This window comes from Streptomyces sp. NBC_01237 (genome assembly GCF_035917275.1).
GTDB lineage: Bacteria > Actinomycetota > Actinomycetes > Streptomycetales > Streptomycetaceae > Streptomyces.
In genome coordinates this window covers 4,516,346-4,531,263 of the sequence record NZ_CP108508.1, presented here as the reverse complement: position 1 = coordinate 4,531,263, position 14,918 = coordinate 4,516,346, and the positions used below count along the sequence as shown (strand labels likewise).

18 protein-coding genes are annotated in these 14,918 nt (G+C 69.7%); 10 read left to right on the top strand and 8 right to left on the bottom strand.

Going from position 1 to position 14,918, the window contains the following annotated elements; translation table 11 throughout:
* Positions 1 to 177 precede the first annotated feature (177 nt).
* Together OG251_RS19905 and OG251_RS19900 are read right to left on the bottom strand one after the other, a co-directional pair.
* Positions 178 to 390, bottom strand: a complete 213-nt coding sequence (locus OG251_RS19905; protein WP_326681323.1) for a DUF5326 family protein — start codon at positions 388 to 390, stop codon at positions 178 to 180.
* Between the two features lie 127 nt (positions 391 to 517).
* The gene (locus OG251_RS19900; protein WP_073727656.1) at positions 518 to 835 is read right to left on the bottom strand and encodes a cupin domain-containing protein; all 318 of its coding nucleotides are present in this window, start codon (positions 833 to 835) and stop codon (positions 518 to 520) included.
* A gap of 69 nt (positions 836 to 904) precedes the next feature.
* Here OG251_RS19900 and OG251_RS19895 point away from each other — a divergent pair, with 69 nt between their 5' ends.
* From OG251_RS19895 to OG251_RS19870, 6 genes are all read left to right on the top strand, one after another.
* Positions 905 to 1,282: a phage holin family protein gene (locus OG251_RS19895; RefSeq protein ID WP_266804570.1), complete on the top strand. Its 378-nt coding sequence runs from the start codon at positions 905 to 907 to the stop codon at positions 1,280 to 1,282.
* An 89-nt stretch (positions 1,283 to 1,371) separates the two neighbouring features.
* On the top strand, positions 1,372 to 2,496 hold the full coding sequence (locus OG251_RS19890; protein ID WP_326678457.1) for a cystathionine gamma-lyase: 1,125 nt from the start codon (positions 1,372 to 1,374) through the stop codon (positions 2,494 to 2,496).
* Positions 2,497 to 2,768: 272 nt separating this feature from the next.
* Positions 2,769 to 3,665 (top strand): LysR family transcriptional regulator, encoded by an 897-nt coding sequence (locus OG251_RS19885; RefSeq protein ID WP_326678456.1) that lies wholly within the window; start codon positions 2,769 to 2,771, stop codon positions 3,663 to 3,665.
* Between the two features lie 52 nt (positions 3,666 to 3,717).
* Positions 3,718 to 4,197, top strand: a complete 480-nt coding sequence (locus tag OG251_RS19880) for an NUDIX domain-containing protein (protein WP_073727664.1) — start codon at positions 3,718 to 3,720, stop codon at positions 4,195 to 4,197.
* 194 nt (positions 4,198 to 4,391) lie between these two features.
* The gene (locus OG251_RS19875; RefSeq protein WP_326678455.1) at positions 4,392 to 4,919 is read left to right on the top strand and encodes a DUF2269 domain-containing protein; all 528 of its coding nucleotides are present in this window, start codon (positions 4,392 to 4,394) and stop codon (positions 4,917 to 4,919) included.
* 5 nt (positions 4,920 to 4,924) lie between these two features.
* Complete coding sequence (locus OG251_RS19870; protein WP_326678454.1) at positions 4,925 to 5,812, top strand: GNAT family N-acetyltransferase; 888 nt, start codon at positions 4,925 to 4,927, stop codon at positions 5,810 to 5,812.
* Positions 5,813 to 5,836: 24 nt separating this feature from the next.
* Here OG251_RS19870 and OG251_RS19865 read toward each other — a convergent pair whose 3' ends face one another.
* Both OG251_RS19865 and OG251_RS19860 read right to left on the bottom strand, forming a co-directional pair.
* Positions 5,837 to 6,268 carry a GlcG/HbpS family heme-binding protein gene (locus OG251_RS19865; protein ID WP_326678453.1) on the bottom strand — a complete coding sequence of 144 codons (432 nt, stop codon included), beginning with the start codon at positions 6,266 to 6,268 and terminating at the stop codon, positions 5,837 to 5,839.
* A 117-nt stretch (positions 6,269 to 6,385) separates the two neighbouring features.
* Positions 6,386 to 7,627, bottom strand: coding sequence for an MFS transporter (locus OG251_RS19860; protein ID WP_326678452.1), 1,242 nt, complete (start codon positions 7,625 to 7,627; stop codon positions 6,386 to 6,388).
* A gap of 140 nt (positions 7,628 to 7,767) precedes the next feature.
* On the opposite strand from OG251_RS19860, the gene OG251_RS19855 reads away from it, so the two are divergent.
* On the top strand, positions 7,768 to 8,226 hold the full coding sequence (locus OG251_RS19855) for a MarR family winged helix-turn-helix transcriptional regulator (RefSeq protein WP_326678451.1): 459 nt from the start codon (positions 7,768 to 7,770) through the stop codon (positions 8,224 to 8,226).
* 28 nt (positions 8,227 to 8,254) lie between these two features.
* Positions 8,255 to 8,707, top strand: coding sequence for a GNAT family N-acetyltransferase (locus OG251_RS19850; protein ID WP_326678450.1), 453 nt, complete (start codon positions 8,255 to 8,257; stop codon positions 8,705 to 8,707).
* 80 nt (positions 8,708 to 8,787) lie between these two features.
* Here the strand turns inward: OG251_RS19850 and OG251_RS19845 are convergent, their stop codons facing one another.
* Both OG251_RS19845 and OG251_RS19840 read right to left on the bottom strand, forming a co-directional pair.
* Positions 8,788 to 10,176, bottom strand: coding sequence for a serine hydrolase domain-containing protein (locus OG251_RS19845; RefSeq protein ID WP_326678449.1), 1,389 nt, complete (start codon positions 10,174 to 10,176; stop codon positions 8,788 to 8,790).
* 141 nt (positions 10,177 to 10,317) lie between these two features.
* Positions 10,318 to 10,902: a dihydrofolate reductase family protein gene (locus OG251_RS19840; RefSeq protein WP_326678448.1), complete on the bottom strand. Its 585-nt coding sequence runs from the start codon at positions 10,900 to 10,902 to the stop codon at positions 10,318 to 10,320.
* 160 nt (positions 10,903 to 11,062) lie between these two features.
* On the opposite strand from OG251_RS19840, the gene OG251_RS19835 reads away from it, so the two are divergent.
* Positions 11,063 to 11,638, top strand: a complete 576-nt coding sequence (locus OG251_RS19835) for a TetR/AcrR family transcriptional regulator (RefSeq protein WP_326678447.1) — start codon at positions 11,063 to 11,065, stop codon at positions 11,636 to 11,638.
* Between the two features lie 34 nt (positions 11,639 to 11,672).
* Here OG251_RS19835 and OG251_RS19830 read toward each other — a convergent pair whose 3' ends face one another.
* Positions 11,673 to 12,815 (bottom strand): FAD-dependent oxidoreductase, encoded by a 1,143-nt coding sequence (locus OG251_RS19830; RefSeq protein ID WP_326678446.1) that lies wholly within the window; start codon positions 12,813 to 12,815, stop codon positions 11,673 to 11,675.
* 187 nt (positions 12,816 to 13,002) lie between these two features.
* Between OG251_RS19830 and OG251_RS19825 the strand changes: the two genes are divergently transcribed.
* Positions 13,003 to 13,611 (top strand): TetR/AcrR family transcriptional regulator, encoded by a 609-nt coding sequence (locus tag OG251_RS19825; RefSeq protein WP_326678445.1) that lies wholly within the window; start codon positions 13,003 to 13,005, stop codon positions 13,609 to 13,611.
* 46 nt (positions 13,612 to 13,657) lie between these two features.
* Here OG251_RS19825 and OG251_RS19820 read toward each other — a convergent pair whose 3' ends face one another.
* Complete coding sequence (locus OG251_RS19820; protein WP_326678444.1) at positions 13,658 to 14,809, bottom strand: NADAR family protein; 1,152 nt, start codon at positions 14,807 to 14,809, stop codon at positions 13,658 to 13,660.
* Between the last annotated feature and the right edge of the window lie 109 nt (positions 14,810 to 14,918).

Below are 14,918 nucleotides of genomic sequence, written 5' to 3'. Positions count from 1 at the left end.
CTGGGGGACTTAGCTCAGCTGGGCTAATCGTCGTAACTGTCCGTGGTCGCGGGTAGATGTCGCACCCGCTGCCGACCGGGGCCTCCTCCACGGATACGCGCCCCCACCGGTCTCCTCCGCCGGCCGACCGGCGAGGACGGTCGCCGCTACCGGTCGCCTCGCGAGGACCCGTAGCCGCTACCAGTCGCCTCGCGAGGAGGAGGACGACATGAACTTCCGGACGAGGAAGACGACACCGCCCACCAGGACGACGAAGACCAGCACCTTGAAGAGCAGGCCGATGACGAACCCGACCACGCTGGCGATCAGGCCGCCGAACACGACGATCGCGATGATGGGCACCGCGACCCACTTCACCCACCAGGGCATCCCCGCGAATATCTCCCGCACGGCCATCGCCTTTACCTCGTCTCTGTGAGTTCCTGCTTCGATGCTAGAGGCGCGGGAGTGGCCGGCGGGGGCCCCGGAGCCCTTGAACTCCCCTGATCCACCCCCTAGGGAACCCGGGGTCCGGGACTCAGCTCTCGGGCGGTGAGAAGACCACCATCACCCGGAGGTCCTCGGTGATGTGGTGGAACTTGTGGGCCACTCCGGCCGGTACGTACACGACGCTTCCCCTGCCGACCTGCGTCGTCTCCATGCCGACCGTGATCGCCGCCCGGCCGCTGACGACGAAATACACCTCGTCCTGCTGGTGGGGCTGTTGCGGATCGAGTTCACCGGCGTCCAGGGCGTACAGGCCGACGGACATGTTCCGTTCCCGCACGAACTGCAGATACGCGCCGTCGTTGGCGGCCCGCTCCGCCTCCAGCTCGTCCAGTCTGAATGCCTTCACGGCCCGTCCGCCCCTCGTACCCGTAGTGCCGGTGTCGGCCACCCGATCATGTCTGCCACGATCAGACACATGAAGAATTTCCTAGTCAAGACGATCGCCAACGCGGGTGCGCTGGCCGTGGCCATCTGGCTGGTCCAGGACATCACCCTCGACGGGGGCAGTACCGGCCGCAAGGCCCTCACCCTGATCGTGGTGGCCCTGCTCTTCGGCCTGGTGAACTTCCTGGTGAAGCCGGTGGTGAAGCTGCTCACCTTCCCGCTCTTCATCCTGACGCTCGGACTGATCACCCTGGTGGTCAATGCCCTGATGCTGATGCTGACCTCCTGGCTGGCCGGCCTGTTCGATCTCAGTTTCCATGTCGACGGGTTCTGGACCGCCGTACTCGGTGGCTTGATCATTTCTGTCGTGTCCTGGGCACTCAACGTCGTCCTGCCCGATGAGGACTGACCTCCGGGGCCCCGGAGCCGGCTCCGGGGCCGCTTGAGACAGTGCGGTGCGGACCGGTGGTACGCCGGGGAGAGAAGTGAGGAAGCAACATGAGCACCATGGGTGACGGAACACGGGCGGTGCGGGCGGGGCTTCCCGAACCGGAGCAGTACGAACCCACCCTGCCCGGTCCGGTTTTCGCCGCGCACTTCCATCTCTCCGGCGCACCCGTCGGCCCCTACACCTACGGCCGGGACTCCAACCCGACCTGGACGCATCTGGAGCGGGCCATCGGCGAGCTGGAGGCGCCGGGGGAGGAGGTCGGGACCACGGTCTTCGCCTCCGGTATGGCCGCGATCTCGGCCGTGCTGCTGTCCCAGGCACGCACGGGCGACACCGTGGTACTGCCGGACGACGGCTATCAGGCGCTGCCACTGGTCCGTGAGCAGCTGGAGGCCTATGGCGTCGAGGTGCGGACCGCGCCCACGGGAGGCGACGCTCAGCTCGCGGTCCTGGAGGGCGCCAAGCTGCTGTGGATCGAGACCCCGTCCAACCCGGGCCTCGATGTCTGCGACGTACGACGGCTCGTCGCCGCCGCGCACGCGGTGGGCGCGCTGGTCGCCGTCGACAACACCCTGGCCACCCCGATCGGCCAGCGCCCGCTGGAACTGGGCGCCGACTTCTCGGTGGCCAGCGACACCAAGGGCATGACCGGACACGGCGACATCCTGCTCGGCCATGTGACCTGCCGCGACCCCGAGCTGTCGGCAGGGGTACGGCGCTGGCGCAAGGTCGTCGGAGCGATTCCGGGCCCCATGGAGGCATGGCTCGCCCACCGCTCCCTGGCGACGCTGCAGCTGCGGATCGACCGTCAGTGCGCGACCGCGCTGGCGCTCGCCCAGGCGCTGGGCAGACGCGCCGAGGTGACCGGGCTGCGGTATCCGGGGCTGCCCACCGACCCCTCGTACCCCAACGCCGTACGTCAGATGCGGCGCTTCGGTTCCGTCGTGTCGTTCGTGCTGGCCGACCGGGAGACCGCCGAGCGGTTCCTGGCCGGGCTGCGGCTGGTCGACGACGCGACGAGCTTCGGCGGCGTACGCTCCACCGCCGAGCGCCGAGGCCGGTGGGGCGGCGACGCCGTACCGGAAGGCTTCATCCGCTTCTCGGTCGGCGCGGAGGACCCGGAGGACCTGCTGGCCGATGTCGAGCGGGCCCTGGACGAGGCGGCTCGCTAGGCGGTGCGCCGCGGAGCGGCATGCCGGAGCGGCGCCGGGCCGTGGATCTTTCGCCGTACGTCATGACGGGGCATGGCGGTCCGAGCCTCCCCCCTCGTGGCTCGGACCGCCCCGGTTCTCCATGCGCTCTCCGCCACTCCCCGCATGAAGCACCGCCTGGACAAGGCTAGTTGACTCTGCGTCAGTGTCCAATCACAGTAGCGGCAGCGGCCTATCGACATATCTATCGCTGTCCGGGACCGAGGCGGCGCGCTGCCGGGAGGGGGCAGGACATGGACCTGACTCTGCTGCGCACGTTCGTGACCGTGCACCGGGCGGGCTCCTTCACGCGCGCCGCCGCCCTCCTCGGGCTGTCCCAGCCCGCTGTCACCTCGCAGATCCGCACCCTGGAACGGCAGCTGGGCCGTCCGCTCTTCCTGCGCAGAGCCCGTGGAGTGACCCCGACCAGCATCGGCGACGAACTCGCCCACCGGGCGGCCCCCCATCTGGACGCGCTGGTCGAGATCGCCGAGACCGGGCTCGACGAGGAGTCGGGCGTACGGACACTGCATCTGGCCGGTCCGCCGGAGTTCACGTCCGTCCGTGCGCTGCCCGCTCTGGCCCCCCTGGTCTCCCAGGGCCTCGCACTGCGCAGTTCCTTCGTCCCGAACGCCGAGGAGACGCTGGAGGGGCTGGCAGCCGGACATCACGATCTGGCCATCACCACGGCCCGGCCGCGCGGCGGGCTGCTCACCTCGACACCGCTCTGCGACGAGGAACACGTGCTGGTGGCCGCGCCCCGCTGGGCCGGGCGGCTGGGACCCGGAACGCTGCGGCACAAGGGCCCCGTGGTGCTGGAGCAACTGCCGGTGGTCGAGGTGCACGAGAGCCTGCCGCTCGTCTCCCGTTACTGGGCCGCCGTCTTCGACAGCCGGCCCGCCGCGTCCGCCACCGTCATCGCTCCGGACCTGCGGGCGGTCCTGGAGTGCGCGGTGGCGGGTGCCGGGCTCGCCGTCCTGCCGCGCTACCTCTGTGAGCGGGCGCTGGAGCGGGGTGAGGTCGTGGCCCTGCTCGACCCCCCGGTCCCGCCGCTGCGCACGTACTTCGTGGCCGTACGGACCGGCACGCTCGCCCTGCCGCACATCTCGCGGGCGCACGAATGGCTGGTCCGCGCCGCTGTCGCCTGGTGACCCGACGGGCGGCGGGCGTTTCAGAACCCGTTTCCCGGGCCACGCTCTTGCCATGACCGAACGTCCTGTGGTCAAGCGCACCGCACGTGCCATCCTGCTCGACGGTGAGGACCTCGTCCTCATCAAACGCACCAAGCCGGGGGTGGATCCGTACTGGCTCACGCCCGGCGGCGGGGTCGAACCGGAGGACGCCACCGTCGTGGACGCCCTGCACCGCGAGGTCGACGAAGAGCTCGGTGCCAAGGTCGTCGATGTGGTGCCCTGTTTCGTCGATACCGTCGAGCACATCGCGGACGGCGGGGTGACCGGCGTGAAGGTTCAGCACTTCTTCGTCTGCCGACTGGAGTCGATGGACCCGTCGCGCCGCCACGGCCCCGAGATCGACGAGCCCTGCGGGGAGTACGAGATCGTCCGGGTGCCCTTCAGCAGGGTCGGGATCGCCGCGGTCCATCTCGTACCGCTGTCGCTGCGGCACTATCTGGACGGCAATATCGAAGGGGTACGGGCCATGCACGCGCCCGACCTGGGCTGAGGCGGCGCGGGCGGGAACAGCGAGCGGGAGCCACGGACATCGGAGCCTCCAGTCGCGGCGCTCTGCTGTCCGGCTGCATGAGCAGCGCTCTCTGCGCCCGAGCCCGCGGGCCGCGTACGTACGCCGAGTTCAGTACAGGCGGATACTCCCGTCGGCAGACGACCGGTCCCTCCGCGCTTGGCACCGTGTTTCACGTGAAACCACTCAAGCGTCCCGTTCGCCGGGGTCTCCTCGTCGCCCATGTCGCCGTCTCCGTGAGCTGGCTCGGACTCACCGTCGGTCTGCTGACTCTCGGTGTCGCGGCGTTCGTCACCGGGGATGCCGGCACCGCTCAGGCGGCCACCCGCGCCATGAAGATCTTCGGGGACTGGCTGGTGATCCCGGTGGCCCTCCTCTCGCTCCTCAGCGGCCTGGTGCTGGCCCTCGGCACCCCCTGGGGGCTCGCGCGTCATCGCTGGGTCTGGACGAAGTTCTGGCTGACCCTGATCACGGCGGGACTGTCGGTCTTCTCGCTGCGCCCCGGGATCGACGAGGCTGCCACCAGCGGCGTCGTGGACATCGATCTGATCATCGCGCCTTCGGTGGCCACGGCCACCTACCTCTCCATCACGGCCATCTCGGTGCTCAAGCCCTGGGGGCAGACCCAGCGCGGCCGGCGCCTGCGGGTCTCGGCCAGTTCCGCCAAAACGGTGGACGAGCGATCACCGCATCGGACAGCCTGACCTTCATGCACCGCCCACTGCCCCGGCCGCTCGCCGAACTGCCCATCCGACGTCTCACCCGGGGCGACCTGGTCGCCTGCGCGGATCTCTGCGAGGACCGCGGGTGGCCACGCGACGAGCACCGATGGGGCCTGCTGCTCTCCGCCGGTACGGGGTACGGCATCGATGCCCCCGACGGCAAGGGCCTGGTGGGAGCCTGCGTGGTGACCTCGTACGGGCCTCGGCTCTCCGCCATCGGCATGCTGCTCGTAGCCGGACGCTACGCCCGGCAGGGAGTCGCACGGAACCTGATGCGGTACGTGATCGAGGCCGCCGGAAGCACGCCTCTCTCGCTGTACGCGACAGCCCAGGGGCAGCCGCTGTACGAACAGCTCGGTTTCGGGGTCGTGGGCCGGGCGGAGCGCGTCAGCGGCTATTTCCGGCCGGACGGCGGGGCGAGCGGTGCCGCCACGGTCCCGTCCGCCGTGACCACCCGCCCGGCCTCGGCGGACGACCTTCGGGCCATGGTCAGGCTGGACCTCGCGGTCTTCGGTACCGACCGGACCCACATCATCGCCCGGCTCCCGGCATTCTCCGACCGGCTGCGGGTCGCGGAAGCCGACGGCGAGCTCATCGGCTACGCGGCACTCTGGCCCAGTGGAAACGCCCATGCGCTCGGCCCGTTGATCGCTCGGGACACGGCCACGGCCAAGGCACTCGTCAGCTCGCTCGCCGCGACGACGGACCGCCCCCTGCGGGCGGATATCGACGCACGCCACGAGGAGCTGCTCGGCTGGTTCGAGGAGCACGGCCTGGAGCAGGGCTCCCGTACGGCTGTGATGACGTACGGGAACCCCGGCCTGCCGGGTGACTGGGCCCGCCGCTTCGCCCCGCTGACCGTCGCGACGGGCTGACGGGGCGCCGCCGAGGGGCGGCTGTCAGAGGAGTGCGTCCGCGGCAGCCGACGCGAACCCGTGGTCCTGCTCGGGTGCGCCTCCGCCGACACCGATGGCCCCGACCAGCCGGCCGTCACGGCGGACGGGAACGCCGCCCGCGATGAAGAGCAGCGGCCGGTCGAGCGCGGTCGGCAGCGTGTGGAAGAGCCCGCCGGGCTGAACCGCGTCGACGAGGTCCGCGGTGGGAGCGTTCAGCTGAAGCGCCGTGTACGCCTTGCGGGTGCTGGTCTCGCCCGCGATGAGTACGGCCCGGTCGTCCCGCCGGAAGGCCAGCGGATGACCGCCCGCGTCGAGAACGGTGACGGCGACGGTGACACCTGCGGCCTCGGCGGCGGTACGGGCCGCCTCGACCAGTGCCTCGGCATCCTGGATGGTCAGCGGGGCAACGACGGTGGTGGGGGTGGTGGTGCTCATGGGGACTGCTCCTGTCGGTACGTGGTGCGTGGTGCGTGATACATGGGGGGTGCGCGTCGTGTGGCGTGCTGGGCGCGGGTGTGCGGTGAGGGCCGCGCCCGCCGGTGGGGCGGGGGTTCAGGGACGGGTCGCGGGGACGGCCACCGGCTCGGGGCTGTGCGCGGCGACGGCCACCGGTTCGGGGGTGTGCGCGGCGACGATCCGGCCGCGGACGGCGGTGCGGCGCTCCAGGGTGCTGGAGACGACGGCCAGCACCAGGGCGGAGGCGGCGAGCGCGGCGCCGACCCAGTTGGGTGCGGTGTAGCCGAGGCCCGCGGCGATCACGAGTCCGCCGAGCCAGGCGGACAGGGCGTTGCCGAGGTTGAAGGCTCCGATGTTGACGGCGGAGGCGAGGGTGGGCGCACCCGCTGCCTGGTCGAGAACCCGCTTCTGCAGTGGTGGCACGGTCGCGAAGCCCAGGGCGCCGATCAGCACGACGGTGACGGCTGCGGCGATCTTGTTGTGGGCGGTCATGGTGAACAGACCCAGCACCACGGCGAGCGCGCCGAGCGACACGTACAGCAGCGGCATCAGGTGGCGGTCGGCGAACTTTCCGCCGATCAGATTGCCACCGACCATGCCGAGCCCGAAGAGAACCAGCAGCCAGGTGACGGAGGACGTGGAGTATCCGGCGACCTCGGTCATCATCGGGGTGATGTAGGTGATCGCGGCGAAGACTCCGCCGAAGCCCAGGACGGTCATCGCCATCGCGAGCAGGACCTGGACGTTGCGGAACGCGGCCAGTTCATGACGGATGCGTACGCCTTCGGCCCTGGGCTGGTCGGGTACGAGTTTCGCCACACCGAGAAGACCGATCACGCCGAGTCCGGCGACGATGAAGAACGTGGTCCGCCAGCCGGCGGTCTGTCCGATGAAGGTGCCGAGCGGTACACCGACCACATTGGCGACGGTGAGCCCGGTGAACATCATGGCGATGGCCCCGGCCTTCTTCTGCGGGGCGACCAGATCGGCCGCGACGACCGATCCGATGCCGAAGAAGGCTCCGTGGGCGAGCGAGGCGATCACCCGTCCGGCGAGCATGACGCCGAAGACCGGGGCGACGGCGGACACCACGTTGCCCACGATGAACAGCCCCATCAGGAGCATCAGCATGCGTTTACGGGTGACCCGGGTGCCCAGCATCGTCATCAGCGGAGCGCCGAGCACGACACCGAGTGCGTAACCGGTGACGAGGAAGCCCGCGGTGGGGATCGACACCTGGAAGTCCGCGGCAACCTCAGGGAGCAACCCCATGATCACGAACTCGGTGGTTCCGATACCGAATGCCCCGATGGCGAGAGCGAGGAGCGCGAGCGGCATGGGTTTCACCTTCCCTGAAGATTGCGTCTGCGCCTAACAAGCGTCCACAATAATTGCAGACGCTGGTTAATTGCAAGCGCGGGCTATTGCAGACGTCCCCTATCCTGGAGGAACGCAGCTCCCGCACGGAGGAGAGACCCATGACCGCGACCGACCCCGCACTGACCGCCCTCTCCCAGGGCTGGTGCGCCCTCTCCCTGCTCCACGGAAAGATCGAGGGGCACATCGAACGGGCACTGCAGACCGGTCACGGCCTCAGCGTGCGGGAGTACTCGCTGCTGGGGGTCCTGAGCCGGCAGCACAGCGGGCCGGGCGGACATCTCCAGATGAAGCAGGTCGCCGACGCCGTCGTCCTGAGCCAGAGCGCCACCACCCGGCTGGTCACCCGCCTGGAGGACCGCGGCCTGCTGACCCGGTACCTCTGCGACACGGACCGCCGCGGGATCTACACCGACGTCACCGACGCCGGTCTCGCCCTGCTCGATGAGGCCCGGCCGACCAATGACACCGCGCTGCGCGCCGCCCTGGACGAGGCCGCCGAAAACCCCGAGCTCGCCCCGCTCGTCAGGACGGTCGAAGCGCTGAAGGTCCCCGTGTAGCACCCGCGAGCTGCGTATTGTGCCGATCATGAGTGATCTTGAGATACGTCCCGCTGTTGTCGACGACCTCGCGGCGGTCGTGGCCATGCTCGCCGACGACCCGCTGGGCGCACAGCGCGAGTCGCCCGACGACCTGACTCCGTACCGGGCCGCGTTCCAGCGGCTGGCCGAGGACCCGAACCAGCATCTTGTCGTTGCCGTGCGCGAGGACCGCGTCGTCGGGACGCTGCAACTGACCGTGGTCCCCGGGCTGTCCCGGCGCGGCGCCACGCGCTCGATCATCGAGGGCGTCCGCATCCACGGCGACGAGCGCGGCAGCGGTCTCGGCACCCAGTTGATCCAGTGGGCCGTGGACGAATCCCGCCGCCAGGAGTGCCAGTTGGTCCAGCTGACATCGGACGTCACCCGTACCGACGCACATCGCTTCTACGAGCGGCTCGGGTTCACCGCCAGCCATGTGGGCTTCAAACTGACGCTCTGACCGAACGAACGGGCACCCTTCATCGGCGCCGGCACCAGTGGAGGGTGCGTGTTTCACGTGAAACACGCACCCTCGGACGATCAGCTGCCGAGCCCGCGCCAGCCGCCCTCGTCCACACCGCCGGGAACGGCCGCCCCCGCGTCGTAGGGCTCCCGGGTGAAGACGAACGACCCCAGGTCGAGGTGGTCCACCGTCCCGTCCTCGGCGCGCACGATGCGCAGGGTCTCCCCCGCGTAGTAGCCGCTGAGGCCCGTCCAGGTCCCGTCCGGCTCCGCACGGAAGGCCGCACCACGACCACTGGTACGCAAGGGCTGCAACTCCAGACCCCGTTCCGCGACCAGCCTCAGCGCGAATGCGTGGGTGCCCCAGTACCAAGGGCCGGTCAGAGCCACCAACTCGGCGTCGGCCTCGGCCTCGGGCAGCGGGCGCCACGGCTCCGGGATGCGCGGCTCCGCCTCGGCGACGATCTGCACGAGGTCGGCGGCCACCACACCGGCGAGCAGCCCGGCCGTCGTGTTGGTGAGCACGACCGCGGCGACGTCGTCCTCCACGCTGAACCACAGCGCGGCGAGGAAGCCCGGCAGCGACCCCGTGTGCCCGACAAGAGTGCGCTCGTCCTGCCGGATGACCTGGAGGCCGAGACCGTAATTGCCGTACCAGTCACCGGACTCGGACGGTGCGGCCGGTTCACGCATCTCCCGCACCGAGGCGGCCCGCAGCACCCGCTCGTCCCCCTCGGCGAGGAAGGCGGAGAACCGGAGGAGATCGGCCGCGGTCGACCAGAGCTGACCGGCCGGCGCCATCAGGCCGAGGTCCTCCGCCGGTTCGGGCAGCATGACGTCCGCCCAGGGGTGCACGGCCCAACCGCCCGCGTGCGGTGCCTCCGGCCGGACCGTCGTACGGTGCATGCCCAGCGGCTCCAGGATCTCGCGGCGCAGCACCTCCTCCCACGACGCTCCGCGCACCGCCTCGATCAGTGAACCGAGCAAGGTGTAACCCGGGTTGGAGTAGTGGTGGCGATGGCCGGCCTGGTGCATGTGGGGCTGCTCACCGAGGACATCGGCGAGCTCGGGACGCTTGGTCCCCGGCGTCCGCTCCCACCAGGGAGCCGGCGTCTCGGCCCCCAGGCCCGCGCTGTGCCCGAGGAGCTGGAAGACCGTCGCGCTGCCCACGCCGGTGCCGGGAAGGTGCTTCTCCAGTTGGTCGTCCAGATGGATCAGGCCCTCGTCGCGCAGCCTCAGCACCAGCACGGCGGTGAACGTCTTGGTGATGGAGCCGATCCGGAACTGCGTATCGGTATCCGGGGCATGCCCCTCGACACAGCTGCGCGCGCCGCTCCAGACCGGCTGTCCCTGCCGCTGGACCGCGGCCACGAGTGAGGGCGTACGCCCTTCCACCTGCGCGGTGGCGGTGCGGTGCAGCAGGGCGCGCCGAGTACTGGGAAGCAGTTCTTCACTGGGGGAGGTCATGGTCAACAACTACCCGGCGCCCCGGCTCGGGGCGAGCCCTTTTCGCCGGACGCGGAAGGCGCTCGCCACGAGGGCGCCCGGCACGGGACGGCGACCTCGGGCCGAAGGGCCGGAAAGGAAGCCGGAGCGGCACCGGGAGGCTCAGCGCTTGCGGCTGTACGTCCTGACCAGCACCCCGTTCTCGAACGTGCGAACGTCCCTCAGCTCGAACTCGGTGACCGCGAAGCCGGACCCGAACATCGGCATCCCACTGCCGTACACCAGGGGATATGTCTTGATCACGAGCTCGTCGACCTCGTCCAGCAGTTCCCCCGCCAGCTGGGAGCCACCGCAGAGCCAGATGTCCAGCTCGCCGTCCTCGGCCTTGAGCTCCCTGACCCTGGCGACCAGATCCTCGGAGATGAGCTCCACATTCGGGTCGGGTGACTCCTTGAGCGTCCGGGACGCCACGACCTCCCGCAGGTGGCCGTACGGGCTGGTGGTCCCGGAGTCGAGCGCCAGCTGGTAGCTGGACCGCCCCTGGATCACGGTGTCGAAGCGCTGGGACTTCGCGTCCTGGAGCCCGAGCGACTCACGGCCCTGGACCGCGATCGTCTCCGGATACCCCGATGTGAGGAACCCGAGGAACTCCTCGCTCACGAAGGGGTACATCGTTGTCGCATCACCCTGGGGATCGCCGATGAACCCGTCGATCGAGCAGGCGATGAAGTACGTGAGCTTTCGCATGTGTTCCCCGTTCCACGTTCGGCGCAGGCCGAAATGTCCTGTTCACGGTGGCAGCGGCGGCTTGGCGCCCCGCACCGCGACCACTTCACTTATAGTGCTTCACATGTAGTGGTTAAGCAAGCCTCTTTTCCGGAGAGGCGATCGGACGGAGGAGAGGACCATGGCGAAGAACCCCGAGCGCAGAACGGCGCTCACGGACGCGGCGATCGAGGTACTGGCGCACGAGGGGGCCCGCGGGCTCACTTTCCGCGCCGTGGACGCACGGGCGGGTGTGCCGGTGGGCACGTCGTCCAACTACTTCAGCAATCGCGACGACCTGTTCATGCAGGCGGGCGCCCGCATCAACAGCCGCATGACCCCCGACCCGGCCAAGGTCGAGCGGGCGATGCGCCCGGAACCCTCCCGCGAACTGGTCGCCGACCTCATGCGCTGGCTGGTCCAGCGCATGGCCGAGGACCGCACCGGCTACCTGGCCATGCTGGAGCTCCGCCTGGAGGCCACCCGCCGCCCCGCCCTGCGGGCACAGCTGACCCGTACGGTGCGTACGGCATTCGACGAGAGCTCCGACTTCCACCGGGACGCGGAACTCCCGGGCGACAACGACGTGTTCCTGGTCCTCTACCTGGCCATGACCGGCGTACTCCTGGAGCACTTCACGCTGCCCGACATGCTGGCCGACACCGCTCTCGACCAGTTGGTGGAGACGGTCGTCACGCGCATCGTGCCCGCGCGGTAGGACGCGCCGGGCCGGCCACCGAGGGAGCGGTGTGTCAGTGGTGGGCGGCCATGTGGGCGAGGGTCTGTTCGGCGCTGTCGGGGGCGAAAGCTCCGTCGATGCCTTCAGCGGCGCCCTCGGCCGCCTCGATGGAGCGCGGCAGGAGGATCTCCTCGTAGGCGGTGACGGCGTCATCGAGGGAGCCGTGGCCGATGAGGGCCTGGGCGAGGTCGGCGCCGTCACGCATGGCGAGGTTGGCGCCCATACCGGAGAACGGGGACATCAGATGGGCGGCGTCGCCCAGCAGGGTGACGCCGGGGGTGTGGTCCCAGGTGTGGGGGACCGGCAGGGCGAACAAGGGGCGGTTGGTGTAGCCGGTGTCGGTGTCGGTGATGAAGCCGCACAGGGCGGGGCTCCAGTCGGCGAAGCGTTCCAGGAGGGCGTCGCGGACGGCGTGGGGGTCGGCCGGATCGACGCCTGCCCGCCGGTACCAGTCCTGCGGGGTGCGCATGCCGACGTAGACGCGGATGTGACCGCCGCTGTTGCGCTGGGCGACGATGCCGAGGTTGTCGTCCAGAGCCATCATGGTGCCGTCGCCGGTGAGGGCGGCCAGTGCGGGGTGGCGCAGGGCGGCGTCGTGCAGGCCGGTTTCGACGAAGGTGACGCCGGTGTAGACGGGGACGGCGTCGGACAGGACGCGGCGTACGCGCGACCAGGCACCGTCCGCTCCGACGACCAGGTCGGCATCGCTGCTGACACCGTGGGCGAAGTGCAGACGGTGGCGCCCTTCACCGAGCGGTTCGGCGCGCTCCAACCGGTGGCCCCACCGGACGGTGCCGGGGTTGAGGGAGCCGAGGAGGAGGTCGCGCAGCCTCCCTCGGTCGATCTCGGGCCTGCCCCGGCCCTCCTGGGGCGGGGCAGCGTCGAACAGTGTCTGCCCGTCGCGCCCGACCAGGCGCCACTGCTCACCCTCCGGGCGTGCCAGCGGGGTGAAGTCGTTCCACAGGCCGGCGGCACGCAGGGCGTACTGGCCGGTGTCCGGGTGCATGTCGAGGGTGCCGCCCTGGTCGCGGGCGGTCGCGGAGGCGTCGAGGTCGTGGACGGTGACGTCGATGCCGTGGCGTTGGAGGATGCGGGCGCAGATCAGACCGCCGGGTCCGGCGCCGATGACGGCGATGCGGGCAGGGGTGTGGTTCATGTCGTCTCCATGTGCTGCGGAAGTGGCGGCGAACATCACTGGCCACCGCTGTGAGGGAATCGGAGAGGTCGAGGGACGTCCGGCCGGTGCGATCCCGGCGGGCCCTCCGCCTCCACAAAAGCACGATCACTACAAAAGTGCAACGGTGCAACTTTTTAGATCAGACAACTTTGTGTATGATGTAGGAATGACGACTCCCATGGGGCGGCGTGAACGCAAGAAGGCCGCCACACGCCAGGCGCTCGCCGACGCCGCGCTGCGCCTTTTCATCGCACGCGGCTATGACGCGGTGACCCTGCACGACATCGCCGAGGCGGCCGACGTGTCCACCACCACGCTCCTCAAGCACTTCCCGGGCAAGGAGGCCCTCGTCTTCGACGAAGAGGCCGAGCAGGAGGCCGGACTCGTCGCCGCCGTTCGCGACCGCACGCCCGGCACGACCATCCCCGAGGCCCTGTGCGCGCACGTCAAACGGGTCCGGGTCCGCGCCGAGGACTCCGATGCCGACGCCGACTACACCGGCTTCCTCAACCTGGTGACCAACACCCCCGCCCTCAGCGACTACGCCCACCGCATGTGGATGCGCCACCAGGACGCCCTCGCCCACGCCATCGCCCACGACACCGGCGTCCCGCCCGACGACCTGCGCAGCGCCGCCCTGGCCCGCTTCGCCCTGGAGACCTCCGCCCTCGCCCACAGGGCCACGGATCCCGCACAAGCCGTCGACATCGCCTTCGATCTCCTCGAACGCGGCTGGGGCACCCCGGCCCAGCGGCCCGGCACCGGCCAGAACTGATCACCACCATGCGCGAGGAGCCGATCACTCCCACCGCGCAGCATTCCTAGTTCAGCACGCTGGGTTCCTCGTGCCGGAGCAATCGCTGGGCAACGAGCTCGGAGCGGGTCAGTTCGAGCAGCCGCCCCATCCAGTTCCGTCCCCGAGCGTCGGGGACATCTCTCCAGAAGGGCGAGTCCGAGAGGCCGGTGTAGCTGATCCTGGCGTCCCCTGTGGAAACGAGGACCTGGGCGATTTCAGGGTGCTGAGTGAACTTCGCGCGAAGGAGCTCCGCCATGACCGCGAGCCGGACGTCGGGCCAGTCACTCCGGTGCGTGGCCCGGCCACCCAGGTCGCGTGCCTCTCCGCCGGAAACCGCATCCCGGATTGCGCTTCTGTCGGAAGCGTCGGCTGCCGATAGCGCCCAGTACCCATGCACCACGGACGCATAGGACTCGCCGGCAAACACGATCCGTGCGGGGAAGTCGTTGCGGAGCATGAACAGACCCGGCTGTTCGGGCCACCCCTGTGGGTAGACGGTTTCGCGCGAGATCAGAGCCGGTCGGCCGGTTTCCGAAGGATCGTCGGCATGCCGGACGGCTCGCCACTCCTGCTCGCTCCGGACCCCCTGATCCCCGCGGCCGAAGTAGTCCAGGGCGTCCTGATGCAGCTCCGCCGTCACTACCGGGCCATCGCCGTCGACGGCCTCACCCATGTTCGTGAGCAGGATCCGCAAGGGACGGTCCTGGCGATCCATATCTCCGAGGACATAGATCCGAAGATGCGGCGGAACCGCCAGATATGCCGCTCGGAGAAGTGCTCGGTTGGACTCGTCCGGCTCCTGCTGAAAGCGTCGGATCGCATCCCAGCAACGATGCCCGGCAGTTGGCCGCTCATTGAGTGCTTCGATGCGGTCGGCGACTTCCAGGAGAAACCCCTCCGGTGTCAGCGGTTCGCCGTGCCGAGAGGCCCATATCGATGGTTCGTCGGGGAGCGGTGGAGCCTCAGGGTCGGTCACCGCCAATCGGCCCGTTGCCAGCAACTTCCCGAGGCCGGCCAGGTCCGTACGTTCTTCGCAGGTGATCGCTCCGTCCGCGAAGACGATCAAGTCGTCGAGGTGGTACTCACCGCCCGGCCGATTCCGCCGCCAGACGTGGCACCAGGCCCCATCGATCCTCTCTCCGTCCACCACCCGATACGTCGGTCCCCGCCACGTCATGAGCGCACGCTATCGCCTGCGAGACGACCATGGGCGTGGCAAGGAAGTCCCCCGTGCCGCTGCTTCCCGCCCGGCCGGGAACTGGGGTGGAATGTTCGAGGAGGGCCAG